Source organism: Streptomyces sp. NPDC043427, from assembly GCF_056436655.1.
Genome location: NZ_JBWKCC010000022.1, coordinates 119,137 through 144,679 on the forward strand (window position 1 = coordinate 119,137; position 25,543 = coordinate 144,679).

General features: G+C 72.0%; 22 protein-coding genes. 13 read left to right on the forward strand and 9 right to left on the reverse strand.

What is annotated here, in order from left to right; translation table 11 throughout:
* Positions 1-173: 173 nt before the first annotated feature.
* The 7 genes from AC067M_RS30060 to AC067M_RS30090 all read left to right on the forward strand — a co-directional run bounded on the left by AC067M_RS30060 (position 174) and on the right by AC067M_RS30090 (position 6,593).
* The gene (locus AC067M_RS30060; RefSeq protein WP_478700175.1) at positions 174-1,160 is read left to right on the forward strand and encodes an amino acid ABC transporter permease; all 987 of its coding nucleotides are present in this window, start codon (positions 174-176) and stop codon (positions 1,158-1,160) included.
* Positions 1,157-1,951 (forward strand): amino acid ABC transporter ATP-binding protein, encoded by a 795-nt coding sequence (locus AC067M_RS30065; RefSeq protein WP_478700176.1) that lies wholly within the window; start codon positions 1,157-1,159, stop codon positions 1,949-1,951. The genes AC067M_RS30060 and AC067M_RS30065 overlap by 4 nt, the downstream gene beginning before the upstream one ends.
* A 45-nt stretch (positions 1,952-1,996) precedes the next feature.
* Positions 1,997-3,016: an ABC transporter substrate-binding protein gene (locus AC067M_RS30070; RefSeq protein WP_478700177.1), complete on the forward strand. Its 1,020-nt coding sequence runs from the start codon at positions 1,997-1,999 to the stop codon at positions 3,014-3,016.
* Positions 3,013-3,759, forward strand: a complete 747-nt coding sequence (locus AC067M_RS30075; protein WP_478700178.1) for a GNAT family N-acetyltransferase — start codon at positions 3,013-3,015, stop codon at positions 3,757-3,759. Before AC067M_RS30070 ends, AC067M_RS30075 begins: the two co-directional genes overlap by 4 nt.
* Before the next feature lie 11 nt (positions 3,760-3,770).
* On the forward strand, positions 3,771-3,905 hold the full coding sequence (locus AC067M_RS30080) for a putative leader peptide (RefSeq protein ID WP_478700215.1): 135 nt from the start codon (positions 3,771-3,773) through the stop codon (positions 3,903-3,905).
* A gap of 79 nt (positions 3,906-3,984) precedes the next feature.
* Positions 3,985-5,199, forward strand: coding sequence for an LLM class flavin-dependent oxidoreductase (locus AC067M_RS30085; protein ID WP_478700179.1), 1,215 nt, complete (start codon positions 3,985-3,987; stop codon positions 5,197-5,199).
* A gap of 20 nt (positions 5,200-5,219) precedes the next feature.
* Entirely contained in the window at positions 5,220-6,593 is a 1,374-nt protein-coding gene (locus AC067M_RS30090; protein ID WP_478700180.1) for an NtaA/DmoA family FMN-dependent monooxygenase, read from the forward strand.
* A gap of 34 nt (positions 6,594-6,627) precedes the next feature.
* On the opposite strand, the gene AC067M_RS30095 is transcribed toward AC067M_RS30090, so the two are convergent.
* Together AC067M_RS30095 and absR1 are read right to left on the reverse strand one after the other, a co-directional pair.
* Positions 6,628-6,930: a hypothetical protein gene (locus AC067M_RS30095; protein ID WP_478700181.1), complete on the reverse strand. Its 303-nt coding sequence runs from the start codon at positions 6,928-6,930 to the stop codon at positions 6,628-6,630.
* Positions 6,931-7,140: 210 nt separating this feature from the next.
* A complete protein-coding gene (gene absR1, locus AC067M_RS30100) occupies positions 7,141-8,226 on the reverse strand; it encodes a beta-glucuronidase AbsR1 (protein ID WP_478700182.1) in 1,086 nt (361 codons plus the stop codon).
* Between the two features lie 77 nt (positions 8,227-8,303).
* Here absR1 and AC067M_RS30105 point away from each other — a divergent pair, with 77 nt between their 5' ends.
* Complete coding sequence (locus AC067M_RS30105; protein WP_478700183.1) at positions 8,304-10,115, forward strand: LuxR family transcriptional regulator AbsR2; 1,812 nt, start codon at positions 8,304-8,306, stop codon at positions 10,113-10,115.
* A gap of 11 nt (positions 10,116-10,126) precedes the next feature.
* On the opposite strand, the gene AC067M_RS30110 is transcribed toward AC067M_RS30105, so the two are convergent.
* Complete coding sequence (locus AC067M_RS30110; protein ID WP_478700216.1) at positions 10,127-12,697, reverse strand: CHAT domain-containing protein; 2,571 nt, start codon at positions 12,695-12,697, stop codon at positions 10,127-10,129.
* Between the two features lie 203 nt (positions 12,698-12,900).
* On the opposite strand from AC067M_RS30110, the gene AC067M_RS30115 reads away from it, so the two are divergent.
* The 3 genes from AC067M_RS30115 to AC067M_RS30125 are packed head-to-tail and all read left to right on the forward strand — an operon-like array spanning position 12,901 to position 15,490.
* Positions 12,901-14,331 (forward strand): S8/S53 family peptidase, encoded by a 1,431-nt coding sequence (locus AC067M_RS30115; RefSeq protein ID WP_478700184.1) that lies wholly within the window; start codon positions 12,901-12,903, stop codon positions 14,329-14,331.
* A 59-nt stretch (positions 14,332-14,390) separates the two neighbouring features.
* Complete coding sequence (locus AC067M_RS30120; protein ID WP_478700185.1) at positions 14,391-14,966, forward strand: RNA polymerase sigma factor; 576 nt, start codon at positions 14,391-14,393, stop codon at positions 14,964-14,966.
* Between the two features lie 5 nt (positions 14,967-14,971).
* Positions 14,972-15,490 carry a hypothetical protein gene (locus AC067M_RS30125; RefSeq protein ID WP_478700217.1) on the forward strand — a complete coding sequence of 173 codons (519 nt, stop codon included), beginning with the start codon at positions 14,972-14,974 and terminating at the stop codon, positions 15,488-15,490.
* 14 nt (positions 15,491-15,504) lie between these two features.
* Here the strand turns inward: AC067M_RS30125 and AC067M_RS30130 are convergent, their stop codons facing one another.
* The 4 genes from AC067M_RS30130 to AC067M_RS30145 form a co-directional block, all read right to left on the reverse strand.
* Complete coding sequence (locus AC067M_RS30130) at positions 15,505-16,302, reverse strand: N-formylglutamate amidohydrolase (protein WP_478700186.1); 798 nt, start codon at positions 16,300-16,302, stop codon at positions 15,505-15,507.
* Between the two features lie 125 nt (positions 16,303-16,427).
* Positions 16,428-18,644 carry an NADP-dependent isocitrate dehydrogenase gene (locus tag AC067M_RS30135; protein ID WP_478700187.1) on the reverse strand — a complete coding sequence of 739 codons (2,217 nt, stop codon included), beginning with the start codon at positions 18,642-18,644 and terminating at the stop codon, positions 16,428-16,430.
* A 208-nt stretch (positions 18,645-18,852) separates the two neighbouring features.
* A complete protein-coding gene (locus AC067M_RS30140) occupies positions 18,853-19,956 on the reverse strand; it encodes a mechanosensitive ion channel family protein (RefSeq protein ID WP_478700188.1) in 1,104 nt (367 codons plus the stop codon).
* 261 nt (positions 19,957-20,217) lie between these two features.
* The gene (locus tag AC067M_RS30145; RefSeq protein ID WP_478700189.1) at positions 20,218-21,174 is read right to left on the reverse strand and encodes a lysylphosphatidylglycerol synthase transmembrane domain-containing protein; all 957 of its coding nucleotides are present in this window, start codon (positions 21,172-21,174) and stop codon (positions 20,218-20,220) included.
* A 150-nt stretch (positions 21,175-21,324) separates the two neighbouring features.
* Between AC067M_RS30145 and AC067M_RS30150 the strand changes: the two genes are divergently transcribed.
* Entirely contained in the window at positions 21,325-23,244 is a 1,920-nt protein-coding gene (locus AC067M_RS30150; RefSeq protein WP_478700218.1) for an ABC transporter ATP-binding protein, read from the forward strand.
* Positions 23,245-23,360: 116 nt separating this feature from the next.
* Here AC067M_RS30150 and AC067M_RS30155 read toward each other — a convergent pair whose 3' ends face one another.
* Together AC067M_RS30155 and AC067M_RS30160 are read right to left on the reverse strand one after the other, a co-directional pair.
* Positions 23,361-23,576 carry a tautomerase family protein gene (locus AC067M_RS30155; protein WP_478700190.1) on the reverse strand — a complete coding sequence of 72 codons (216 nt, stop codon included), beginning with the start codon at positions 23,574-23,576 and terminating at the stop codon, positions 23,361-23,363.
* A 56-nt stretch (positions 23,577-23,632) separates the two neighbouring features.
* Entirely contained in the window at positions 23,633-24,421 is a 789-nt protein-coding gene (locus tag AC067M_RS30160) for an SDR family oxidoreductase (RefSeq protein WP_478700191.1), read from the reverse strand.
* Positions 24,422-24,591: 170 nt separating this feature from the next.
* On the opposite strand from AC067M_RS30160, the gene AC067M_RS30165 reads away from it, so the two are divergent.
* Positions 24,592-25,452 carry a helix-turn-helix transcriptional regulator gene (locus AC067M_RS30165; RefSeq protein ID WP_478700192.1) on the forward strand — a complete coding sequence of 287 codons (861 nt, stop codon included), beginning with the start codon at positions 24,592-24,594 and terminating at the stop codon, positions 25,450-25,452.
* Positions 25,453-25,543: the final 91 nt, after the last annotated feature.

The following is a 25,543-nucleotide window of genomic DNA, read 5'->3' on the forward strand; positions in this document are numbered from 1 at the left end:
CTCCGCACAACACCGCTTCCGCGGTGTGCCGTTGATCCCCGTAGAGCCCCCGGTTCCGTGCACTCCCGCGCGTCGCTCCGTGCCGCAGAGCGGTTTCCCCCGCTTGCGCCTTCGGCCGTAGCCGCTCGGGGACCACCGCCGTCCCGGGGCGTCCGACTCCGCCGGAGCCCGCCATGAGTGAACCCCAAGGCGCCGCCGTGTCTCTCGCCGAGGCACCGCCCCCGCCCGCTGAAGCCCCGTCAAAACACCTCACCGTCCAACGAGTTAAGCCGTTGCGCAAGCCCGGCCGCTGGATCGCCACCGCGGTCGTACTGATCCTGGTCGCCCAGATCGTCCACGGACTGATCTCGAACCCCTTCTACCAGTGGGACCGCTTCGGCTACTGGTTCCTGCGGCCCACCATCCTCGACGGACTGCTCATCACTCTCGAAGTAGCCGCCTACAGCGCCGTGTTGGGCCTCCTCGGCGGCATCCTCCTCGCGCTGGCCCGGCTCTCGAAGAGCCCGGCCTTGCGCGCGGTCAGCTGGACCTACGTATGGGCCCTGCGCTCCATACCGCTGATCGTGGTGCTGCTCTTCCTCTACAACTTCAGCGCCCTGTACAAGACGCTGAGTATCGGAGTCCCCTTCGGACCCGCCTTCTTCACCTTCGACGAGTCACGGCTCGCCACCGACATGGTCGTCGCCGTCATCGGCCTCAGCCTCAACGAGGCGGCGTACGCGGCCGAGGTGGTCCGCGGCGGCATCCTGTCCGTCGACCAGGGCCAGCACGAGGCGGCATCCGCCCTCGGCCTGCCCAAGGGCTACCAGTTCCGCAGGATCGTCTTCCCGCAGGCCCTGCGGTCGATCACCCCGAACTACGTCAACCAGCTCATCGGCCTGATCAAGAGCACTTCGCTGGTCTTCTACGTGTCCCTGCTCGACCTGTTCGGCACCGCGCAGACGATGGGCTCCACCTACCCCGGCGACATCGTGCCGCTGCTGCTGGTCGTCACCGTCTGGTACCTGATCCTGACCAGCGTCGTCTCCGTCATCCAGTTCTACGTCGAGCGGTACTACGCCCGGGGCGCCACGCGCTCCCTGCCGCCGACCCCGCTGCAGAAAGTCCGCACCGGCCTGCGCGACCTGCGCGAGCGCCTGCGCAGGGAGGCCGCCGTATGACCGCCGAAACGCTCACCACCGTCGAGGCCGAGCCCGCCGCCCTCGAGGTGCACGACGTGCACAAGTGGTACGGCGCCCACCGTGTGCTGAACGGCGTCGACCTGACTGTGCGGCCCGGCGAGGTCACCGTGATCCTCGGCCCGTCCGGCTCGGGCAAGTCCACCCTGCTGCGGGTCGTCAACCACCTGGAGAAGCCCGAGCGCGGTTACGTCAGCGTCAACGGCGAGCTGATCGGCGTACGCCGCAACGGTGACCGGCTGCGGGAACTGAGCGAGCGGGCCATCCTCACCCAGCGCAGCCGAATCGGCTTCGTCTTCCAGAACTTCAACCTCTTCCCCCATCTGACCGTCCTGGACAACGTGGCGGCCGCCCCTGTGGCCACCGGGAGGCTCGGCAAGGCGCAGGCCCTGACGGCGGCCCGCGAACTCCTCGGCCGGGTCGGCCTGGCCGACAAGGCCGACGCCTACCCGCGGCAGTTGTCGGGCGGCCAGCAGCAGCGCGTGGCCATCGCCCGCGCCCTGGCCCTGCGCCCCGGGCTCATCCTCTTCGACGAGCCCACCTCCGCTCTCGACCCCGAACTCGTGGGTGAGGTCCTCGCGGTCATCAAGGACCTGGCGAAGAGCGGCACCACCTTGGTGATCGTCACGCACGAGGTCGGTTTCGCCCGGGAGATCGCCGACCGGGTCGTCTTCATCGACGGCGGCCGCATCGTCGAACAGGGCCCGCCCGCCGAGGTCCTGGACAAGCCGCGGCACGAGCGGACCAGGGACTTCCTCAGCAAGGTCCTCTGACCTCCACCCCCACGCCCTCACCCGACCTCTCCAGCAAGGACAGTCATGCCTACCAATTCCCGTCGCAGCCTGACACGCGGCATCACCGCGGCCACCGCAGTCGCCACCCTCGCCACCGGGCTCGCCGCCTGCGGGGGCGAAAGCGAGGCCGCCGCCAAGACCGACACCGTCGGCACGGTCACCGTGGGTCAGCTGTCCAACGGCGCCGCGAAGGAGACCGCCCTCAAGGTCTCCGAGGTGAAGTCCATCAGCGCCGAACTGCCCGCCTCCCTCAAGAAGAGCGGCAAGCTGGTGATCGGATCCGGCACCCTGCCGTCCGGCAGTCCGCCGCTCGGCTTCGTGGGCAGCGACCAGAAGACGATCACGGGTTCCGAGCCGGACCTCGGCCGCCTGGTCGCCGCTGTGTTCGGGCTCAAGCCCGAGGTGCGCCGGTCGACCTGGGAGAACCTGTTCATCGGTCTCGACAGCGGAAAGGCCGACGTGGCCTTCTCCAACGTCACCGACACCGAGGAGCGCAAGAAGAAGTACGAGTTCGCCTCCTACCGGAAGGACGACCTCGCCTTCGAGGTGAAGAAGGACAACACCTGGAACTTCGACGGCGACTACGAGAGCCTCGCCGGCAAGACGGTCTCCGTCGGCAACGGCACCAACCAGGAGAAGCTCCTCCTGGAGTGGAAGGCGAAGCTGGCCAAGGAGGGCAAGAAGCCCCTCACCGTCAAGTACTTCCAGGAGAGCAACAGCATCTACCTGGCGCTCAACAGCGGCAAGATCGACGCCTACTTCGGACCCAACCCGAACCTCGCCTACCACGCGGCGAAGACCGCCGGCACGCCCCAGGCGACCCGCGTCGCGGGCCGGTTCTCCGGTGCCGGTGAGACGCTCCAGGGTCTGATCGCAGCGACCGCCAAGAAGGACAGCGGTCTCGCCAAGCCCCTCGCCGACGCCATCAACTACCTGATCGAGCACGGCCAGTACGCCACATGGCTCAAGGCCTGGAACCTCTCCAACGAGGCCGTCGCCCATTCCGAGGTCAACCCGCCCGGCCTGCCGCTGGACAACTCGTGAAGACCGACGTCCGCCGAGCCGGAGCCGCGACACGCACCGGCGCGGATCGCCTGGACAACGCCGTCTGGCACGCGTTGAGCGGCCCGCACGCCCACCTCGCCGAGCGGGTCGGCCGGGCCGCCCGCTACCCGGCCGACGTGTACGCCTTCGCCGCACTCGCCGACCCGGCGGACCCGGCTGCCTGGGCGGACCTGCAAAGGCTCGTCGGCTCGGGAACCGTCGTACGCCTCAAGCCGGTCGACCGGGTCCCCGACGGCTGGGAGGTCGTGGGAGGCGGGCAGGGCGTCCAGCTCGTCGACGCCGGGTTGCGGGTCCAGCACGCCCCGGAGGCGGTCCTCCTCGGCCCGGACGACGTTGCGGAGATCCTCGACCTCGTCGCCCGCACCAGGCCGGGCCCGTTCCTCAAGCGCACGGTCGCTCTCGGCACCTACCTCGGCATCCGCCATCAAGGCCGGCTGATCGCCATGGCGGGGGAGCGGCTGCGACTGCACGGCTGGACGGAGATCAGCGCGGTCTGCACCGACCCGGAGCACCGCGGCCGGGGGCTGGCCACCCGACTGGTGCGCGCGGTCGCCGCGGGCATCCGCGCCCGTGGCGAGACCCCGTTCCTGCACGCGGCCGCGAACAACACGTCGGCGATCCGGCTCTACGCGTCGCTCGGCTTCGCGGTGCGTCGCCGCTCGACCATCCTCCAGGTCCGCGCCCCGGCACGGGGAACACGTGGCGAGGGCCGGGCGTTGTGACTGACGACGAGATGTGCGACGCGCCGAGGCGCGCGACCAGAAGGAAGGGGGTGGCGGACGTGACCCGGATATCCCACGCCGTCCACCTCCACTCGCGGGCCCACATCGACCTCCAGCGCGTGGCCGGCGCGCTCTGTTGCTCCTGACCCGTTCCTCAAACGCCGTGCCCCGTGTCCTGCCCGGGGGCCGGTGATCTCGTACGGACCTCCAGGAAGGCGCCCACTCGTGTCCTCGACGCACCCTTCTCCTCTGCATCTCGCCGTCGCCCTCGACGGCACCGGCTGGCACCCCGCCTCCTGGCGTGAGCCGGTCGCCCGCCCCCGGGACCTGTTCACCGCCGGATACTGGACCGACCTGGTCACGGAGGCGGAGCGCGGCCTGATCGACTTCGTGACCATCGAGGACGGCCTCGGCCCGCAGTCCTCGCACTTCCTGGACCCGGACGACCGCACCGACCAGGTGCGCGGCCGACTGGACGCCGTCCTGATCGCCTCCCGCGTCGCTCCGCACACCCGGCACATCGGCCTCGTGCCGACCGTCATCGCCACCCACACCGAGCCGTTCCACATCTCCAAGGCGATCGCCACCCTCGACTACGTCAGCACCGGCCGCGCCGGTCTGCGCGTGCAGATCAGCGCCCGCCCCCACGAGGCCGCCCACTTCGGCCGCCGCACGATCCCGCGTATCGAGGCCTACGACAGCCCCGGCGCGCTGGACGTGGTGCGCGACCTCTTCGACGAGGCCGCCGACCACGTCGAGGTCGTGCGCCGCCTCTGGGACAGCTGGGAGGACGACGCGGAGATCCGCGACGCCGCCACCGGCCGTTTCGTCGACCGCGACAAGCTGCACTACATCGACTTCGAGGGCGCGCGCTTCAGCGTCAAGGGCCCCTCCATCACCCCCCGCCCGCCGCAGGGCCAGCCCCTCGTCACCGCCCTCGCCCACGCCACCGTCCCCTACCGCCTGGTGGCCCGCGCGGCCGACGTCGGCTACATCACCCCGCACGACACCGACCAGGCCCGCGCGATCGTCGGGGAGATCCGCGCCGAGCAGGAGAGCGCCGGCCGTGCGGGCGAGCCGCTGCACGTCTTCGGCGACCTGGTGGTCTTCCTCGACGACGACCCCGCCGAGGCCGCGGCCCGCAAGGAGCGCCTCGACGCGCTCGCCGGAGAGCCGTACACCAGCGACGCCCGCGTGTTCACCGGCACCCCGGCCCAACTCGCCGACCAGCTCCAGGAGTTCCAGGCGGCCGGCCTGACCGGGTTCCGGCTGCGGCCCGCGGTCGCGGGCCACGACCTGCCGGCGATCACCCGCGGCCTGGTCCCCGAACTCCAGCGCCGTGAGGCCTTCCGCCGCGCCTACGAGGCGGACACCCTGCGTGGCCTGCTGGGCCTGCCCCGCCCCGCCAACCGCTACGCGGCCGCGGCCGCGACCGCCTGAGCCGGAGGGACTCGACGTCCATGAGCAAGCCCCTGAAGCAGATCCACCTGGCAGCGCACTTCCCCGGCGTCAACAACACCACCGTGTGGAGCGACCCGAAGGCCGGCAGCCACATAGAGTTCAGCTCCTTCGTCCACTTCGCGCAGACCGCCGAACGCGCCAAGTTCGACTTCCTGTTCCTCGCCGAGGGGCTCAGGCTCCGCGAACAGGGCGGCAGGATCTACGACTTGGACGTCGTGGGCCGCCCCGACACCTTCACCGTGCTCACCGCGCTCGCTGCCGTCACCGAGCACCTCGGCCTGACCGGCACCATCAACTCCACCTTCAACGAGCCCTACGAGGTGGCCCGCCAGTTCGCCAGCCTCGACCACCTCTCCGGCGGCCGCTCCGCCTGGAACGTGGTCACCTCCTGGGACGCCTTCACCGGCGAGAACTTCCGCCGCGGCGGCTTCCTCCCGCAGGACGAGCGCTACTCCCGCGCCAAGGAGTTCCTGGCCACCGCGGGCGAGCTCTTCGACTCCTGGCAGGGCGACGAGATCGTCGCCGACCAGGCCACCGGCACCTTCCTCAGCGACGCCAAGGCCGGCGCCTTCGTCCACGAGGGACGACACTTCGACATCCACGGCCGGTTCAACGTCCCGCGCAGCCCCCAGGGCCGCCCGGTGATCTTCCAGGCCGGCGACTCCGACGAGGGCCGCGAGTTCGCCGCGTCCAGCGCCGACGCCATCTTCAGCCGGTACGCCACCCTCGACACCGGCCAGGCCTTCTACACGGACGTCAAGTCCCGCCTCGCCAAGTACGGCCGCCGCCCCGACCAGCTGCTCATCCTGCCCGCCGCGAGCTTCGTCCTCGGCGACACCGACGCCGAGGCGGAGGAGATCGCCCACGAGGTGCGCCGCCAGCAGGTCAGCGGGGCGACCGCCCTCAAGCACCTGGAGTGGGTCTGGAACCGGGACCTCTCCGCGTACGACCCGGACGGACCGCTCCCGGACGTAGACCCGCTGCTCGGCGAGCACACCGTCTCCCGCGGCCGCGCCCAGGTCCGCATGTACCGCGATCCACTGGCCACGGCCCGTGAGTGGCGGGAGCTGGCGGCCGCCCACGACTGGTCAATCCGCGACCTGGTCATCGAGACCGGCAACCGCCAGAACTTCATCGGCTCCCCGGCCACCGTCGCCAAGACCATCAACGACTACGTCCAGGCCGACGCGAGCGACGGCTTCATCCTCGTCCCGCACATCACACCGAGCGGCCTCGACGAGTTCGCCGACAAGGTCGTACCGCTGTTGCAGGAACAGGGCGTCTTCCGCACGGAGTACGAGGGCACGACCCTGCGAGACCACCTCGGCCTCGCACACCCCGACGCGGTCCGCGACGAGCGGGCCGCGTCGTGAAGTGCCGGCTCGCCCAGGAGTGGCGCCGTAGGCGTCACTCCTTCCAGTCGAGCTGATGCTCGGGCGGCCCCACCGACCGTCCGTACGCGATCGCCTCGGCGCGGCCCGCCTCGTCGCCGCGCCGATGGCGGAACACCTTCCCGGCGAAGACGACGACCCGCTCGTCCCCGGCGGTGAAGTCCGCGTACCACCCGTTCTCCGGCTCCAGCGCGGCGGCGAGCGCGTCCGCGATCCCGGTGACGTCCTCGCTGTCCGTCTCCCACTCGACGAGCGTCCACGCCTGCGGCTGCGCCTCGGTCGCGTTCCCGGCGAGGTCGAGCCGTGCGACCCTGCGCAACCGCAGCCCGGGCGGCGCGAACTCGGTGCCGGGGCGGAGGCTCTCGCCCCACCTCGGTGACTGCCGGCGAGGGCGGCCGCGTGATGCGGCCGGACCGGCACGGCGTGGCGTGGCCGGGAGCGTCTCCCTCCCCCGAAGGCGACGCTCCCGGCCGCTCCCCCGGCGCCGGACTGTGGTTCATGCGTCCGTGTGGCGGCAATGGCCGTGCTGTCACCAGCACATGACCGCCGTCTCACCCGACCCCCAGCTGGAGTACAGGCGCACGCGGACGAAGTAGCGGCGGCCCTTCACGAGCCGGGTTCTGATCGTGGCGTTGTGCGGGGAGCCCCCGTCGTCCCGCCCGGCGAGGAAGCGGGGTTCCCCGTCCCGTTCCTCGAAGACCACGACGACGGTGTCGCTGTCGCCGAAGGTGCCCACGGTGTAGTCGCGGGTCTCCGGCGGCTCGACGGTGAAGTCGGCCTGCCCGCCCGGGGCCGGCCGCAGTGACACCGAACGGAACGGCACCAGCGCGGGCGGCCGGGAGGGGCCGGTCGGCGGGTACCAGCGGAGCGCGAACTCCTTGTCGAGGGGCGAGAGCGTGCCCGGCGGGTGCACACCCCTGCGGAACTGCTCCGGCTCCAGGATCAGCCCCGACGGGAAGGGGTACTCCATGATGGACAGCGGGTCCCAGACCGAGCCGTTGACCTCGGCCCGGTCCAGCTTCCGCAGGATGTTGAAGAACGTCCTGTCCCGGCTCCAGAAGTTCGGCGGGCCCGCCAGATCGGCGTACACGGCCTCGTCGTCCCAATGGATCCCGGCGAACGGGCTCTGGTGCTCGTGCAGCATGCCCAGCGCGTGCCCGATCTCGTGCAGGGCCGTCCCGCGCTCCCCGGGCGCGGTCAGGTCCCAGCCGAAGTTCATGGTGCGTTCGTTGAGGCCGACCTGGAGCGCGTCCCTGCCGACGGTCGACCAGGAGCCGTCGCCGAGCTGGAACCCGATGCGCAGTTCGGCCTCCGAGCGGTCCTCGACCTCGGCGAAGGTCAGCCCGATTCCGAGGTCCTGCCACTCCTTGAAGCACTCGCGCACCACGTCCCGCTGCTCCTTGGCGCCGACCCACGACACCCGCCGGACCTCCCCGGATCCCGGTACGGGGATCACGGAGCCGTCGCTGTCGCCGTCGAAGAAGGAGTAGTGCAGGACCGTGCCGTTGACCCACATCGGACGTCCCCCGATGAGCGCACCGAGCCGCTCGGCCGCCAGCCCCGGTGCGAACGCGGGGGCCGGCTGCTGCGCGAGGGAGCAGTAGCGTCCGGTCATGGCACCACAGTGCCGTCGTCCGCCGCCCGGGCGCCTGAGTCGGGGGCTACTCAAGTCGCCCTGTATCAGGAGTGAGTATGCGCACTCCCGTTACCGTGACGACTTTCCCACGGGACGCGAAGACGCTGGAGCTGCCCTGGCCGTTCACCGGACGGGAGGAGGAGATGGAGCTGGTCCGCCGGTGCACCGCGGGCGGACGGAGCGGCCTCGTGGTGACCGGCCCCGCGGGCTGCGGCAAGACCCGGCTGGTCACCGAGGCCGTACGCGGTGCCGACTGTGCCAGGGTCGCGGGCACGCCCGAGAGCCGGCACATCCCCCTCGCCGCGTTCGCCCACCTCCTGCCCGACGACGTCTCACTGCCCCGCGCGGTCCGACTGCTCTCCGGCGTACGACTGTTGCTGGTGGACGACGCCCACCTGCTCGACGACGCCTCCGCCGCGCTCGTCCACCAGCTCGCGGTGCACGGGCGCACCCGCCTGCTCGTCGTCGCCACCGACGGCGCGACCGCCCCCGGCGCGGTGAGGCGCCTGTGGACCGGTGAGCTGCTGCCGCGCCTGGCCCTGGAACCGCTGCCCCGGGAGGAGACGGACGAACTGCTGACCGCGGGCGCCGGCGGCCCCGTCGACCCCCTCACCGCCAACCGGCTGCACCGCCTGTGCGGGGGCGACCTACGGCTGCTGCGGCACCTGCTGGGCGCACTGCGGGAGCGGGGACGCCTCACGCAAGACCCCGGCACCGGCGAACGAACCTGGCGCGGCCCGGTCCCACTGACCACGGCCCTACGGGAACACGCCGCGCCGGTCCTGGACCGCACCGACCCCGACGAGCGCGAGACCCTCGACCGGCTCGCCTTCGCCGAACCCCTCCCCGTGGACGTCGACACCTGCGACCTCCGCGTCCTCGAACACCTCGAGTCCCACGGCCTGGTCCACGTCGACGACGCCGCGACCGTCCGCCTCGCCCACCCCCTGCACGGACCGGCCCTGCGGGCGGCGGCCGGCCGGTTGCGCGCGAGGCGCCTCGCCCGCCCCCCGGCCGACCGCACCCTCGCCCTCAAGTCCGAACAGGCCGCACTGGAAATCCGCATCGACGCCGCCGACGTACGATCACTGCCGACCCCGGTGGGGGAGTGGTTCGCGGCGGAGGACACACCGGTGCCCGCCGGTTACGCGGCCGTGCGCGCGCGGTTGTGCCGGCTGCGGGGAGAGCTGCGCGAGGCGGCGGCGTGGGCCCGGCAGGCCCCGGAAGACGAGCAGTGCCGTGCCGAACTGATGCTGGCCGCCGCCCAGTCGGGCGAGGTGACCACCACATACCGGCGACCGCCCGTCCTGTCCGCGTGGTCGGCGGCCGCCCGGGGCGACATCGAGGGTGCGCTGGAGAGGATCACCGAAGCCGACGCCTACGACGCCGTCCGCCTCGGCGCCCCCGAGCGCGCCGTCGGCCGACTCCCCGCCGGCAGCGTCTTCGCCCGGCACGCCGAAGCGCTGGCCGGCGCCGACGGCCCCGCCCTGGACCGTGCCGCCGAGGCCCTGGAGGAGCGCGGCTTCCTGCTGTTCGCGGCCGAGGCGTACGCCCAGGCCGTACGGGCGCACCGGGACCCCGCTGCCGCCCGCACCTCCCGCACCCGTGCCGTCGCCCTGGTCCGCCGCTGTCAGGGCGCCCGTACGCCGGCCCTCTCCGCCCTGGTCCTCGGCGAACTCACCGCGCGCCAGCGGCAGATCGTGGGCCTCGCGGCCGCCGGGCTGACCAACCGGCAGATCGCCGAACGCCTCACCCTCTCCGTCCGCACCGTCGGCAACCATCTCTACAGCGCCTACACCCGCCTCGGCGCGAGCGACCGCGGAGCACTCCCGTGGCTGCTCGAACAGCCGGACGCACAGTCGGCCTGACCCTCAGCCGTTCACGCCGCCCCGAACGCCGTGAACGCCCACCCCGTCGCCTGGTGGACCGCGTCCTCGGGGAGCGTGCTGCGGGCGTCACGCAGAGCCTCCGCGAGGGACTGGCCGGCGGTCAGGCCCTTGTGGAGGGCGAGCATGAGGGGGACCACGGCGGCGTCGTTGACGGGGGCGGTGCTCGCCACCACCCCCGCCGTGCCCAACGGGAGCAACGCGGTGACCAGGCCCAGGAGTTCGTCCGCGCCCACCGAGGCGAAGCGGGCAGTGTCGCAGCAGGAGAGGATGATCCGGTACGGGCTGCGGGCGAGGCGTTCGAAGTCGTGGACGATGAGGGGGCCGTCGGCCATTCGCAGGGATGAGAACAGGGGGCTGTCCGCGCGGAACGTGCCGTGCGCGGCGATGTGCGCCAGCGCGGCCCCGTCGAGCTCGTCCAGGACGCGGGGCACGCGCGCGTCGTCGTACTCCAGAACCGTCGGCGTACCGTAGCGGCCCGCCAGTTCCGGCACCTCCGCGCCCCCCGTGGCCAGGCCGGGACCCCGCACCAACACGTGCCGCCCACCCGGCGGCGGCTCCGTCTCCCGCGCCCGTAGCCAACTCCCCGCCGACGGCGACACACTCACCACCCGCTCCCGCAACGACGGCAGCAGTGCCCACGGCACGCGGTGCAGCCGCCCGGGCGGTACGACCACGACCGGCCCGTCGCCCAGCTGCGCGGCGGCCGGTCCGAGCAGAAGTTCCTCCAGGCGTCGCCCCGCCGCCTCCACCAGCGGCAGCCGGGCCTCCGCCCCGGGATGCGCCAGCCGCCGCAGCCCGGCCTGCACATGCTCGGCCTCGGCCTCCGCCTCCGCGAGCAGTCCGGCCTCGAACCGCCGCACCCGTCCCTGCCCGCACAGCAGCACCTGTACCCGCCCGTCGAGCACGGCCAGCTCGACCAACCGCCCGTCCCCGTCACCGAGCCGCTCCAGCAGCCGCCCGGCGTCGAAACGGCTGCCGTCGCCCGGCGCGTCACCGCGCATGTGCAGCGTCCGCGACCGCACCTCCCGTTCCAGGCGCCGCTGCTCCCGCTCCAGCGCCGGTACCGGCCGGCCCTCCATCCGAGCCGCCTCCGCGCGGGAGGCGATCTCCCGGTACGCGGTCAGCCCGCTCAGCAGCGAGGGATCGGCCGGCGGACGCGTCGGCGGCGCGGCCAGCACCGTGGCCCGCCAGCGCTCGCTCCACGCCAGCAACCGCCGCGGCCCGCCCCCGGCGAGGCTCACCCGCTGCGCCAGCGCCGCCAGCTCCGCGCCCTGCTCCGTGGCCCGGGCCCTGAGCTCCGAGGCGCCCAGCGTCATCCGGTGGTCGTCGAGCACGTCCAGACCCCGCCGGCACGCCTCCAGCACACCCCGGCTGGACCCGGCCGCCCACGCCCGCAGCGCCTGCGCCGCCCAGCCCGTCATCCGCGCCAGCGGCGGCCCGCTGTGTCTGCTGCGCGCGGCGACCGCCAGATGCCGCTCCGCGTCCGTCGTCCAGCCCAGGTCGAGCGCGATCCGGCCCGCGAGCAGCGAAGCCTCCGGAGCGGCCGGCGCCCCGAAGGAGGCGAGCCGCTCCGCCACCGCCGCCGCGTCGGCGACCAGCCGGCCAGAGCCGCGTCCGGCAGCGACCCGCGCCTCGATCAGCACCAGCCGCGCGTGCGTCTCCCACCAGGTGCGGCGCTGCCCCGCGAACAGCCGAACGGCCAGATGCGCCCGCGCGATCGCCGTGTGCGGATCACCCGCCCGCCGGGCGGCCCGCGCCGCCGCCAGCAGCAACTCCGCCTTCCGGGTGGACTGCCCGCCGATCCCGTCCAGCACCCCGATCGCCGCGTCCGCCTCGGCCAGCGCCTCCGGCGCGAGCCCCGCCGCCATCAGCACCTCGCAGCGCCGGATCTGCAGCATGAACGTCGGTGTGCCCAGCTTGGCGTAGCGCTCCTCGGCCTCGTCCAGCAGCCGCAGCGCCGCCGGGATGTCGCCCGACCGGAAGGCCGCGAGCCCCCGGCTCTCCACGGCGTCGGCCTTGTCGTGCTCCTGGCCGGTGGTGTCCCACAGCGCCTCGGCCGCGGTGAAGTCGGCGTCCGCCCGGTCCACTGCGCCGAGCGCCAGGTGCACGGTCGCGCGCAGGGTCAGCGCCCGCGCCGTCCAGATCACGTCGTCCGCCTGCCGCAGCACGGGTATCGCCCGCCGTACGTCCTCCAGCGCCTCACGGTGATGACCGAGCACCCACCACACGTAGGCCCGGCGGTACAGCACACGCGCGCGGGTGTGGCCCGACCCGCGCTCGACACCCCGCTCGAACGCGTCGAGACCCTGCCGGGTGCGGCCCGCGTGGACCAGCGCCACACCGAGGGTGCCCAGGACGTCCGCTTCCCGCTCGGCCGAGTCCGCGCGCGCCGCCAGGCCCCGAGCGCGCCGCAGATGGTCCAGGGCGAGACGCATGTCACCCCAGTCCCGCTGCCAGATGCCGATCACCTGGTGGGCGACGGAGGCGTGCAACGGCGACGGATCGGTGTCGAGCACATCCCGCGCCCCCGCCAACGCGTCGTTGGGGGCGGCGAACACCATCGGCAGCAGTTCGAGAACCGAGTCGTTTCCCGCTGTCACTCCACGGATGGTAGTGCTCCGGACACGCTCGCCACAGGCCGCGCCCCGGTTTTGCCGTCCGAGCGCCGGCCACGCCCGTCACGGACCGGTCACGCACCACCTGTATCACGTCACGGGTCGGCGACTCTGATTGATGAACCATCGCCTCATTGGGAGGACACGCCATGGCACCACAGCGATTCCACGAGCAGTTCGACCAGGTCCAGCGCTCGATGCCCGACGTCCCTCTCGCGATGGGTCCGGACGACTCCGCCGAGTTCATCTACGAGAAGGGCGTCGTACTGGCCCGCGACGGCGAGGAGGCCCGCGTCGTCGAGGACACCGTACGCGCGCACTTCACCGCCACCCCCGAGCTGGACCAGGACCACGTGCGCCGCGCGGGCCCGCAGACCAACCGCTCCGGCATCACCCGGATCCAGGTCGCCGACCCCGGCCAGGGTGACCGGCGCGGCGACCACGCCGTCGCGGGCGCCCTGCGCTCCCTCCGGGAGACGGAGGGCCGCGCCGGCCGCCGCATGATCAGCCGCAACCACGTCGTGTCGATCGCGGTCAACGCCTGCCCGGGCGACGAGCCCGTGCCCGCCACCGAACCGCCGAACCCCGCGGCCGCCGAGGCCCCGTACGACCCGGACACCGCCGTCGGCGTCCTCGTCGTCGACACCGGCCTCATGCGCGACTACCGCTCCTACCCACTGCTGGCCCACACCGACGGCGACCTCCAGATCAGGGAGTGCGACGACGACGGGATCCTCCAGCAGTACGTCGGCCACGGCACGTTCATCGCCGGGCTCGTCGCCGCCGTCGCACCCAACACCGACATCACTTCCCGCAACACCCTCAACGACGCCGGCGCCCTCCTCGAGTCCGAGTTCGGCGAGAAGCTCTTCGAGGCCGTCGACGTGAACGGCTGGCCCGACATCATCAGCCTCTCCGCGGGCACCGCCAACGGCCGCACCGACGGGCTGCTCGGCGTGGACGCCTTCATGCGCGAACTGCGCGACCAGGGAACGCTGTTGATCGCAGCAGCGGGCAACAACGCCAGCGCCACCCCGTTCTGGCCCGCCGCCTACGCCGACCTGCCCGGCTACGAGAACGCCGTGCTGTCGGTCGGCGCGCTGCGCGGCGACGGCGAGTTCGGCGCCTGCTTCAGCAACCACGGCCCCTGGGTGAAGATCTACGCCCCCGGCGAGCGCCTCACCAGCTCCCTCACCGGCTTCGGCGCACCCGTGCCGTACGTCTACCAGCACTCCACCTACGACGCCTGCCGGTACGGCTTCACCTACGCCTGCACCTGCCAGTCGCCCCGCCACACCGGGGTGTTGACGGAGGAGCGGGAGACCGCCACGGGCAAGCCGGACCAGGTGATGTTCGAGGGGTTCGCCCACTGGAGCGGCACTTCCTTCGCCACCCCCGTCGTCGCCGGGCTCGTCGCCGCCCACATGACGGCGCACAAGGAGACCGACCCGCGCGCCGCCCGACAGCAACTCCTCGCCATGAACGCGGAGTTCGCCGAGGTTCGCGGAGCGCACGTACCGGCACTGCGTCCGCCCACCTGGCGTCCGGTCCCGGTCGCGCCGCTCACGCCTTCCGCATGAGGGCCGGGGTGGCCACCACCGCGGCGTACGATGACATGTCGTACACGAGGGGTGGGGCCGTGGACCGTACAGATGTCGGCGCGCTCGTCCAGTCGGCCGTCGACGGTGACGCGGCGGCCTGGAAAGCGCTGGTGGAAGGGCTGAGCCCGCTGGTGTGGTCCGTCGTGCGGGCCCACCGGCTCTCCGACGCCGACGGCAACGAGGTCTACCAGACCGTGTGGTTCCGTTTCGCCCAGAACCTCGGGCGGATCCGCGAACCGCACAAGGCGGGGTCGTGGCTGGCGAGCACCGCCCGGCACGAGTGCCTGAAGGTGATCAAGAGCTTAAGGCGGCTGACGCCCACGGACGATCCGCAGCTCCTGGACCGGGTCAGCGAGGACCGTACGCCGGAACAGTCGCTGATCGACTCGGAGGAGGCAGCCGCCCAGTCCGAGCGGATCCGTTTCCTGTGGCAGGAGTTCGAGGAACTCGGCGACCGCTGCAGGCAGTTGCTGCGGGTCCTGATGGCCTCGCCACCGCCCAGCTACCAGGAGGTGTCCGCCGCGCTGGGCATCGCCGTGGGCAGCATCGGCCCCCTGCGCCAGCGCTGCCTGCGCCGCCTGCGAGCCCGACTCGACGCACGGGGAGCCTCGTGAACGACATGAACGACATCAACGGCATCAACGACTTGAACGGCGGGAACGGCGCGGACCGAAACGAGCGAGAAGTCAGCCGGTCCAGCGAGGACTTCGACGACGGCGGCCTGGAGGGGGAACTCCGTGAGGCCGCCGCCATCCTGGACCCCGTCCCGGCCGCGTTACGGCAGATCGCCGTCGAGGCGTACGCGCTGCACGACCTCGACGCCCGCATCGCCGAGCTGACCTTCGACTCGCTGGTCGACGCCATCCCCGTGCGCGGGGCCATGGACGTACCCCGGATGCTGACCTTCGACACGGGAGAGCTGACCGTCGACGTCGAGGTGACCGCCGAGGGACTGATGGGCCAGCTGCTGCCGCCTCAGGCGGCCCGGATCGAGGTCCTCGACGGCCCCCGCGCGGGCGCCGCGCTCACGGCCGACACCATGGGCCGCTTCACCACCGACGTACCCCCCACCGGCCCCTTCGCCCTTCGGCTGCGGGCCGGCGGGGAGGTGGTCGTCACCGAGTGGCTGCGGGCCTGACGAGGCGGCGCCCGTCAGCGTGAGATGGCCGTGACCAGGCGTGCCAGGGCCGTGGCGAGCCGGTCGAGCCCGGGGCCGGCCGGGCCGCCCGGCTCGGTCATGTACGTGTCGCGGCGGATCTCCACCATCAGCGCGCTCACGCGCGGCTCACTGCCGTAGAACTCCAGCGGCACGTACGTCCCGCTGAACGGGCTGTCGAGCCCCGTCCCGCCGCACTCCGCGAACGCCTCACGCGCCGCGTCCCGCAGTTCGGGCGGGGTGTGGAAGGAGTCGGTGCCCAGGCAGACCGGTGGCCGCGGCCCCGCGCCGTGCAGCTCGTAGGGCAGTGGCCCGGTCGGGTAGGAGTGCACGTCGATGATCACGGCCCGCCCGGCCGCGGCCAGCCGGTCGGCCACCGTTTCCGTCATCGCCTGCGCGTACGGGCGGAAGTAGCGTGCGACCAACGGCTCGGGGTCGGTGTCCGCGGGCCGCAGGGCCTCACGGTGCGTGGTCCGCGTGTACACCGCGCCCATCCCCACGGCGAGCATCTCCTCCCGTTCGTCCGGGAACCGCTCCGGATCGACCACCAGCCGCGACAAACGGTTCACGAACCGCCAGGGCGCCGCACCGGACAGCCGAGCCGCCCGCGCGGCGATCTCGGCGGTGTGCGCGTCCGTGATGTGGTCCAGCTCCCGCCCCAGCGCCTCGTCGTCGAGCACGATCCCCGCCCGTACGTCGGCCGGTATCTCCCGCGCGGAATGCGGCACATGCAGGATCACCGGCGAGTCACCGGCACCGGGCAGCAGCTCGAAGGAGGGTGCGGCAGGGGGCATGGGGCAGCTCCGGGGTGTCGTGGGTGGAGACAGCCCCGCCCCGACCGGCACGTACACCGATCGGGGCGGGGTCGAGAAGTGGCCGTCAGCCGTCGCCGTCAGCCGTGGCCGTCAGGCCTTGCGCGTCAGAGGGACGCCAGCGCCTCGTTCCACGTGGCCGACGGGCGCATGACCGCGGCGGCCTTGGCCGGGTCGGGCTGGTAGTAGCCGCCGATGTCGGCCGGCTTGCCCTGGGCCGCGATCAGCTCCTCGACGATCTTCTGCTCGTTCGCGGTGAGCGTCTCGGCGAGCGGGGCGAAGGCCTTCGCCAGGTCCGCGTCGTCGGTCTGCGCGGCCAGCTCCTGCGCCCAGTACAGGGACAGGAAGAAGTGGCTGCCGCGGTTGTCGATGCCGCCGACGCGACGGGTCGGGGACTTGTCCTCGTTGAGGAAGGTCGCCGTGGCGCGGTCGAGGGTGTCGGCGAGGACCTTGGCGCGGGTGTTGCCCGTGGCCGTCGCGTACTGCTCGAAGGAGGGGACGAGCGCGAAGAACTCACCGAGGGAGTCCCAGCGCAGGTAGTTCTCCTTGACCAGCTGCTGCACGTGCTTCGGCGCGGAGCCACCCGCGCCCGTCTCGAACAGGCCGCCGCCCGCCATCAGCGGGACGACCGACAGCATCTTGGCGCTGGTGCCCAGCTCCAGGATCGGGAACAGGTCGGTGAGGTAGTCACGCAGCACGTTGCCGGTCACCGAGATGGTGTTCTCGCCGCGGCGGATGCGCTCCACCGACAGCTTGGTCGCCTCCACCGGGGCGAGGATGCGGATGTCCAGGCCCTCGGTGTCGTGCTCCGGCAGGTACGCGTTGATCTTGGCGATCAGGTTGGCGTCGTGCGCGCGGGTCTCGTCCAGCCAGAACACCGCCGGGTCGCCGGTGGCGCGGGCGCGGGTGACGGCCAGCTTCACCCAGTCCTTGATCGGGGCGTCCTTGGTCTGGCAGGCGCGGAAGATGTCACCGGCGGAGACGACCTGCTCCAGGACGACGTTGCCGGCCTGGTCGACGAGGCGGACCGTGCCGGTGGTCGGGATCTCGAAGGTCTTGTCGTGGCTGCCGTACTCCTCGGCCTTCTGCGCCATGAGGCCGACGTTCGGGACGGAGCCCATGGTCGACGGGTCGTAGGCGCCGTTGGCGCGGCAGTCGTCGATCACGGCCTGGTAGACGCCGGAGTAGCTGGAGTCCGGCAGGACCGCGAGGGTGTCGGCCTCCTGGCCGTCCGGGCCCCACATGTGGCCGGAGGTGCGGATCATGGCCGGCATCGAGGCGTCGACGATGACGTCCGACGGGACGTGCAGGTTGGTGATGCCCTTGTCGGAGTCCACCATCGCGAGTTCCGGGCCCTCGGCGAGCTCGGCGTCGAAGGAGGCCTTGATCTCGGCGCCCTCGGGCAGGCCCTCCAGGCCCTTGTAGATGCCGCCGAGACCGTCGTTCGGGGTCAGGCCGGCCTTGGCGAGCGCCTCGCCGTACTGCGCGAAGGTCTTCGGGAAGAAGGCGCGCACCACGTGGCCGAAGACGATCGGGTCGGAGACCTTCATCATCGTGGCCTTGAGGTGCACGGAGAACAGCACGCCCTCGGCCTTGGCCTTGGCGACCTGCGCGGTCAGGAACTCACGCAGCGCGGCGACGCGCATGACGGAGGCGTCGACGACCTCGCCCTCGGTGACCGGTACCGACTCACGCAGCACCTTGGTGGTGCCGTCGTCGCCGACCAGCTCGATCCGCAGCGAACCGGCCTCGGAGATCACGGCGGACTTCTCGGTGGAGCGGAAGTCGTTCTCGCCCATGGTCGCCACGTTGGTCTTGGACTCGGAGGTCCAGGCGCCCATGCGGTGCGGGTGGTTCTTGGCGTAGTTCTTGACCGACGCGGGGGCGCGGCGGTCGGAGTTGCCCTCGCGCAGCACCGGGTTCACGGCGGAACCCTTGATCTTGTCGTAGCGGGCCTGGATCTCCCGCTCCTCGTCGGTCTTCGGGTCGTCCGGGTAGTTCGGCAGCGCGTAGCCCTGCGCCTGCAGCTCGGCGACCGCGGCCTTGAGCTGCGGGATCGACGCCGAGATGTTCGGCAGCTTGATGATGTTGGCCGCGGGCGTCTTGGCCAGTTCGCCCAGCTCGTGCAGGGCGTCCGGGATCCGCTGGTCCTCGGTCAGGTACTCCGGGAAGACCGCGATGATGCGCCCGGCCAGCGAGATGTCACGGGTATCCACAGTGACACCCGCCTGCGAGGCGTAAGCCTGGACCACCGGCAGGAAGGAATACGTCGCCAGGGCCGGGGCCTCGTCAGTGTGTGTGTAGATGATGGTCGAGTCAGTCACCGGGTGCTCCGCTCCACGTCTGCAACATTGCTCGACATCAAGATATCTCGTGTGCGTCCACGACTCGACAGGGGACCGCACACACGTCCACAGGATCGGCCGGGAAGCCGCTTCCCGGGCAACCGGACCGTCCGTTCGCGCGGTCGACCAGAGTGACGGTCCGGTCACTCAAAGGCGTGCCCGAACCCGTCACGCTCCGGGGCGCGGGTTATTCGAGGCGGGCGGAGCCCACCTGGGGCGTTGCCTCCGCCCCCTCGGCGCCGCGCTGCTGCGGGATCACCACCGCGCCCTGCTGCAACGCCACCGTCCGGGCGGGCGCCGGGATGCGGATGCCCTCGTCGCGGTAGCGCCGGTGCAGCCGCTTGATGAACTCGTGCTTGATCCGGAACTGGTCGCTGAACTCGCCGACGCCCAGGATCACCGTGAACCCGATCCGGGAGTCACCGAAGGTGTGGAACCGGACCAGCGGCTCATGATCGGGGACGGCGCCGGTGATCTCGGTCATCACCTCGGCGACGACCTCCATGGTCACCCGCTCGACGTGGTCCAGGTCGCTGTCGTAGGCGACCCCCACCTGGACCAGGATGGTCAACTGCTGCTCGGGACGCATGAAGTTGGTCATGTTCGTCTTCGCGAGCTCCCCGTTGGGGATGACGACCAGGTTGTTGGAGAGCGCACGGACGGTCGTCTGACGCCAGTTGATGTCCTCGACGTAGCCCTCCTCGCCGCTGCTGAGCTTGATGTAGTCGCCGGGCTGGACGGTCTTGGAGGCGAGGATGTGGATGCCCGCGAAGAGGTTGGCGAGGGTGTCCTGGAGGGCCAGGGCGACCGCGAGACCGCCGACACCGAGGGCGGTGAGCATGGGCGCTATGGAGATGCCCAGCGTCTGCAGGACCACCAGGAAGCCGATCGCCAGGACCAGCACCCGGGTGATGTTCACGAAGATGGTGGCCGACCCCGCGACACCGGAGCGGGACTGGGTCACCGTCCGCACCAGCCCGGCGATCACCCGGGCCGCCGACCCGGTCACCACGAAGATGAACAGCACCGTCAGCATCTGGTTGACGTTGTGCTGAACGGACCGGGTCAGCGGCAGCACCGCGCCCGCGGCCGCGGCACCGCCGAGGACGGCACCCCACGGCACGACCGTGCGCAGCGCGTCCACGATGACGTCGTCACCGCTCCAGCGGGTGCGGTCGGCGTGCTTGCCCAGCCAGCGCAGCAGCGTCCGCAGCAGGAAGGCGCTCAGCAGGCCCGTCGCCAGGGCGACTCCGGCGAGGATGAAATCGTCCAGGGTCAGCGCGCGCGTCACCGGTCACCTCCGGGAAGACGACCCGCGGCCAACAGATCCGCCGACGGCCGATTGTGAAGTCTCGTCACGTACTCACCTGCTTGATTCCGGGATGTGCGGTCACGCCGGCCCACCGACCGACGCGACCGTTCATCCTGCCGTATCCAGCACGCGAGTTCGTACCGCCCGAACACCTTCAGTCGCCGGCCGCCCGCCGGTTGTGCCTGGTCATGGCCGGATCCGCACGACACCGTCGCCCCTTCGGGGCCCGTCTCGCGCGACTCAGATCACCTTCCACCGCACCAGCGCCCCCAACGTCAATGCCCCCGGCACCAACGGCACCCACACCGTGATGATCCGGTACGCCAGCACCACCGCCGTGGCGACGGCGGCCGGGCCGCCCGCCGCGACGAGGGCCACGATCAGGGCCGCCTCGACCGAGCCGATGCCACCGGGGGTGGGGACCAGGGCGACCGCGACCGTCGCGGCGAGGTACGCGACCGCTATGTGGGCGGGCGGTACCGGCAGGCCCAGGGCCTGGCCGACCGCGGCGAGGCCGGTGGCCTGGAGGGCGGGGAAGGCGAGGGAGCCGCCCCACAGGGCGAGCGCCCGGGAGGGGCGTGTGTGGACCGAGCGGGCCTCGCAGAGCGCGGTGCGCAGGAAGGAGCAGAGGGCGGCGCGCAGGCGTCGTACGAGTGTGAGGACTGTCACTGCGACGACCGCGACGACGGCGAGGGCGAGCAGCAGGGGGGCGAGCGCGTCCTCGGGGAGGAGCGTGCCGAGCCGCAGCGCGTCGGGGAAGGCGATGAGCAGCACGGCCAGCAGACCGACCCGGCCGACGCTCTCCGCGAGCAGGTAGAGCGCGAGGGCGGCCGAGGAGCGCGCCAGAGGCACCCCGCACGTCGTCATGAACCGTAGGTTGACCGCGCTCGCGCCCAGGCCGGTGGGCAGGAGATGGTTCGCCGCGCCGGCCGCGAACTGGGTGGCGAGCAGCCGGCGTCTCGGGAGCCGCTCCATGACCGCGCCCTGGCGGGTGAAGGACGCCGCGACCCAGGTCAGACAGGTCGCGCAGCACGCGGCCAGCAGCCACGGCCACTCGGCCGTCCGCAGATGACCGAAGCCCTCGGCGAGCACCGATCGGTGCTGGACCGCGACCGCGGTGACGAGCAGGAGCGGGAGCAGACAAAGGATCTGGCGGACGGGGACGCGCCGCCGTTCGGGGAGGGGTACCGCTGTCACATCGGGACAGGGTGTCCCCACCACGCCAACGACGGGTTGCGGGAGCGGGGACGGCTGATTGCGTGCGGTCATCGGGTCCTTCGCGCGGGGGGACGGGCGGCGGGGATTGACCTCAATGATGCTTGAGGTTCTAGGTTCTGCTCCATGAGCATCGAGACCACCGCGTGGACACAACTGCACAGTGTCATGAACGCCGAGCGGGAACGCCGTCCCTTCAACGCCGCGACCCTGCGCCGCATCGGCGCGTTCGCGCGCCCGCACCGCCGCCGGATCGCCCTCTTCGTCGTGCTCGGGGTGGTGACCGCCCTGCTGGCCGTCGCCACCCCGGTGCTGGCCGGACACGTGGTCGACGCGATCGTGTCGGACGGCGACGAGGGCACCGTCGTACGACTGGCGCTTCTCATCGCGCTCATCGCGGTCGCGGAGGCCGCGATCGGCGTCCTTGCCCGGCGGCTGTCGGCGACCCTGGGTGAGGGGCTCATCCTCGATCTGCGGACGGCTGTGTTCGATCATGTGCAGCGCATGCCGGTCGCGTTCTTCACACGCACTCGTACGGGAGCGCTGGTCAGTCGTCTCAACAACGACGTCATCGGCGCCCAACGGGCCTTCAGCAACACCCTGTCCGGTGTGGTCAGCAACCTCGTCACCCTCGTCCTCACGCTCGCCGTCATGCTCACCCTGTCCTGGCAGATCACCCTGCTCGCGCTGGTACTGCTGCCCGTGTTCGTGGTGCCGGCCCGGCGCATGGGCACCCGCATGGCCCGTATGCAGCGCGAGGCGGCCGCCCTCAACGCGGCGATGGGCACCCGTATGACCGAACGCTTTTCCGCGCCCGGCGCCACCCTGATCAAGCTGTTCGGACGGCCGGAGGAGGAAGCGGCCGAGTTCGCCGACCGCGCCGGCCGCGTCCGCGACATCGGCGTCCGCACCGCGACGTCCCAGTCCGTCTTCATCACCTCCCTGACCCTCGTCTCGGCGCTCGCCCTCGCCCTCGTCTACGGCCTCGGCGGCTGGTTCGCCCTGCGCGGCAGCCTGGAACCGGGCGCCGTCGTCTCCCTCGCGCTCCTGCTGACCCGCCTCTACGCGCCGCTCACCGCGCTCGCCGGGGCGCGCGTCGAGGTGATGAGCGCCCTCGTCAGCTTCGAGCGGGTCTTCGAGGTGCTCGACCTCAAGCCGCTCATCGAGGAGAAGCCCGACGCGCGTGAGGTGCCCGAGGGGCCGGTGGCGGTCGAGTTCGACGACGTCCGCTTCGGCTACCCTGCCGCCGACAAGGTCTCCCTCGCCTCCCTGGAAGAGGTCGCCTCCCTCGACACCCGGGGCGGCGCCGAGGTCCTGCACGGCGTCTCCTTCCGCGCCGAACCCGGCCAGACCGTCGCCCTCGTCGGCTCCTCCGGCGCAGGCAAGTCGACCGTAGCCCAGCTGCTGCCGCGCCTGTACGACGTCGACGAGGGCGCCGTCCGCGTCGGCGGCGTCGACGTCCGCGACCTGAGCGCGGCCTCGCTGCGCGCCACCCTCGGCATGGTCACCCAGGACGGCCACCTCTTCCACGACACCGTCCGCGCCAACCTGCTCCTCGCCCGGCCCACGGCCACCGAGGACGAACTGTGGGACGCCCTGCGCCGCGCTCGCCTCGACGAGCTCGTACGCTCCCTGCCCGACGGCCTCGACACGGTGGTCGGTGAACGCGGCTACCGCCTCTCCGGCGGCGAGCGCCAGCGCATGACCATCGCCCGACTCCTCCTCGCCCGCCAGCGTGTCGTCATCCTCGACGAGGCCACCGCCCACCTCGACAACACTTCGGAGGCGGCCGTCCAGGAGGCACTCACGGAGGCGCTGGAGGGCAGGACCGCCGTCGTCATCGCCCACCGCCTCTCCACGGTCCGCACCGCCGACCTCATCCTCGTCGTCGAGGCGGGCCACATCGTCGAACGCGGCACGCACGAGGAACTGCTGGCCGCCGGGGGACGTTACGCGCAGCTGTACCGGACGCAGTTCGAGCAGCGGTCCGAGGAGGCGGCGGCGGAGACGGCGGAGGAGGGGGACGCGGTGGCGGCGCCCCTGGCGGGGTGAGGGACAGGTGGGCGTGGCCGGTGGGGTGTGCCGGAGGTCGCCGATGCAGGGCCTGCGCGGCCGTGGCCCGACGGGAGGTTCCCGTCGGGCCACGGCTCGTTCGTGACGGTGCCGGATCAGCTCTCCGGCGTCTGCTGGAGCTTGGCGAGGGTGAGCACGTTGCCGCCGATCCCCCATCCGCCGTCGGTGACCTCCTCGACCAGGACGAGGGTGGTGGCGCGGGCGCGTTCGCCGTAGATGTCGACGTAGAGCTCGGTGGTACGGGTGATGATCTGCTCCTTCTGCTCCTCGGTGAGGGTGTCGGCGAGGACCTTGAAGTTCGCGAACGGCATGAGGGTTCTCTCTCTGATGTGGTGTGACGGGGGTACTGCTGGGCGTGAGCAGAGGGTCAGACGATGCCGCCGTTGGCCCGGACGACCTGGCCGTTGATCCAGTGCCCGGCAGGGGACACGAGGAACGCGACGGCCTCGGCGATGTCGGCCGGCGTGCCGAGCCGTTCCAGCGGCGGCTGCGCGGCGAGCCGGGCCACGGTCTCCTCGTCCTTGCCGTCGAGGAACAGGTCGGTGGCGGTGGGGCCGGGTGCGATGGCGTTGACGGTCACGTCCCGGCCGCGCAGCTCGCGGGCCAGGATGAGCGTCACGGCCTCCACCGCGCCCTTGCTCGCGCTGTAGGCGCTGTAACCGGGGAAGGCGAGACCCACCGCGGACGTGGAGAACGTGACGATCGCCCCGCCCCGGCGCACCGCGCGGGCGGCCTGCTGGGCGATGACGAAGGTGCCGCGGATGTTGGTGCGGTGCAGGGCGTCCAGTTCCGTCAGGTCCAGGTCGGCGATGAGCGCCGTATGGGCCCGGCCGGCCGCGTGGACGACGACGTCGACACCGCCGTACTCCGTCGCGGCGGTGGCGAACAGTGCTGCCACCGCCTGCTCGTCGGCGACGTCGGCGCGTACGGCGACCGCCCGGCCGCCGGAAGCGGTGACTTCTTCGACGGCCGCCTCGGCCAGGGTCCTGTTGCCGGCGTAGCCGACCACGACGGCGAATCCGTCGGCGGCCAGCCGGCTCACGGTCCGGCGGCCGATTCCCCGGGAGCCGCCGGTGACGACGGCGACACGCAGACGGTCGGGAGCGGGGTCGGGGGCGGACGTGGCATCGCTCGCCACGGGATGCGAGGTTGGCATGGGGACTCCGGTGCGAAGAATCGTGTGGAGGGGACGACGGACCAGAGCCGTCGGCTCGGCCCGCCGTGCACACCACAGTCGTCCGCCGCAGGACAACCAGCCAGGGCTCTGTCCACCCTGGGGTTGTCATCCCCTGGCTCCGCCTCCGCGGCGCGCATGATGATGAGGAGGTGAACCTTCCTGAGCTCGCCGCGTTCCTGAGGTCCCGGCGCGACCGGGTGCGGCCCTCCGACGTCGGACTGCCCACCGGACCTCGCCGCCGGGTCCCCGGTCTGCGACGCGAGGAAGTCGCCCAGTTGGCCGGTCTGTCGGCGGACTACTACACCGAACTCGAGCGCGGGGGCGACGTCCAACCTTCGGCGCAGGTGCTGACCGCCCTCGCACGAGCGCTGCGCCTCGGCGTCGACGAACGCGACCACCTGTTCCACCTCGCCGACCGGCCCGTCCCTACGGCGGCCCACGGCTCGAACGCCCATGCCCAGCCGGCCCTGCTGGGCCTGCTCGACCGGCTCACCACGACGCCCGCGCAGATCATCACCGACCTGCACGAGACCCTCGTCCAGAACGAGCTCGCCGCCGCGCTGGTCGGCCGCGCTCCCGAGCGGCGCGGTGCGGCGGGGAGCTTCGTCCACCGGTGGTTCACCGAGCCCGCATTCCGCGCGATCTATCCCGCCGAGGACCACCCGCAGCACTCCCGTGCCTTCGTCGCCGACCTCCAGGCCGTCGCAGCCCGGCGCGGCCGCGATACGGAAGTCGCCGCGATGGTGGCCGATCTACGGCGCCGCAGTGCGGAGTTCGCCGCCCTGTGGGACACACGCGATGTGGCCCTGCGGCGGACCGACCACAAACGCATCGTCCACCCCACACTGGGAGTCATCGAAGTCGACTGCCACAACCTGTTCAGCGAGGACGGACGCCAGCGCCTGCTGTGGTTCAGCGCCCCACCCGGCACTGAGGGCGCCGCCCAGCTGGAACTGCTCTCCGTCATCGGCACCCAGGACATGTCAGCAGGCGAGAGCAGGTTCCGGTAGGGGCTAGGGTCTTTCGTTTGGATCAGGCCGGATCAGGGAGCGGGGCCCCCGAGCCCCGCACGACCCACAAAAAAAAACCCACACGCCTTGC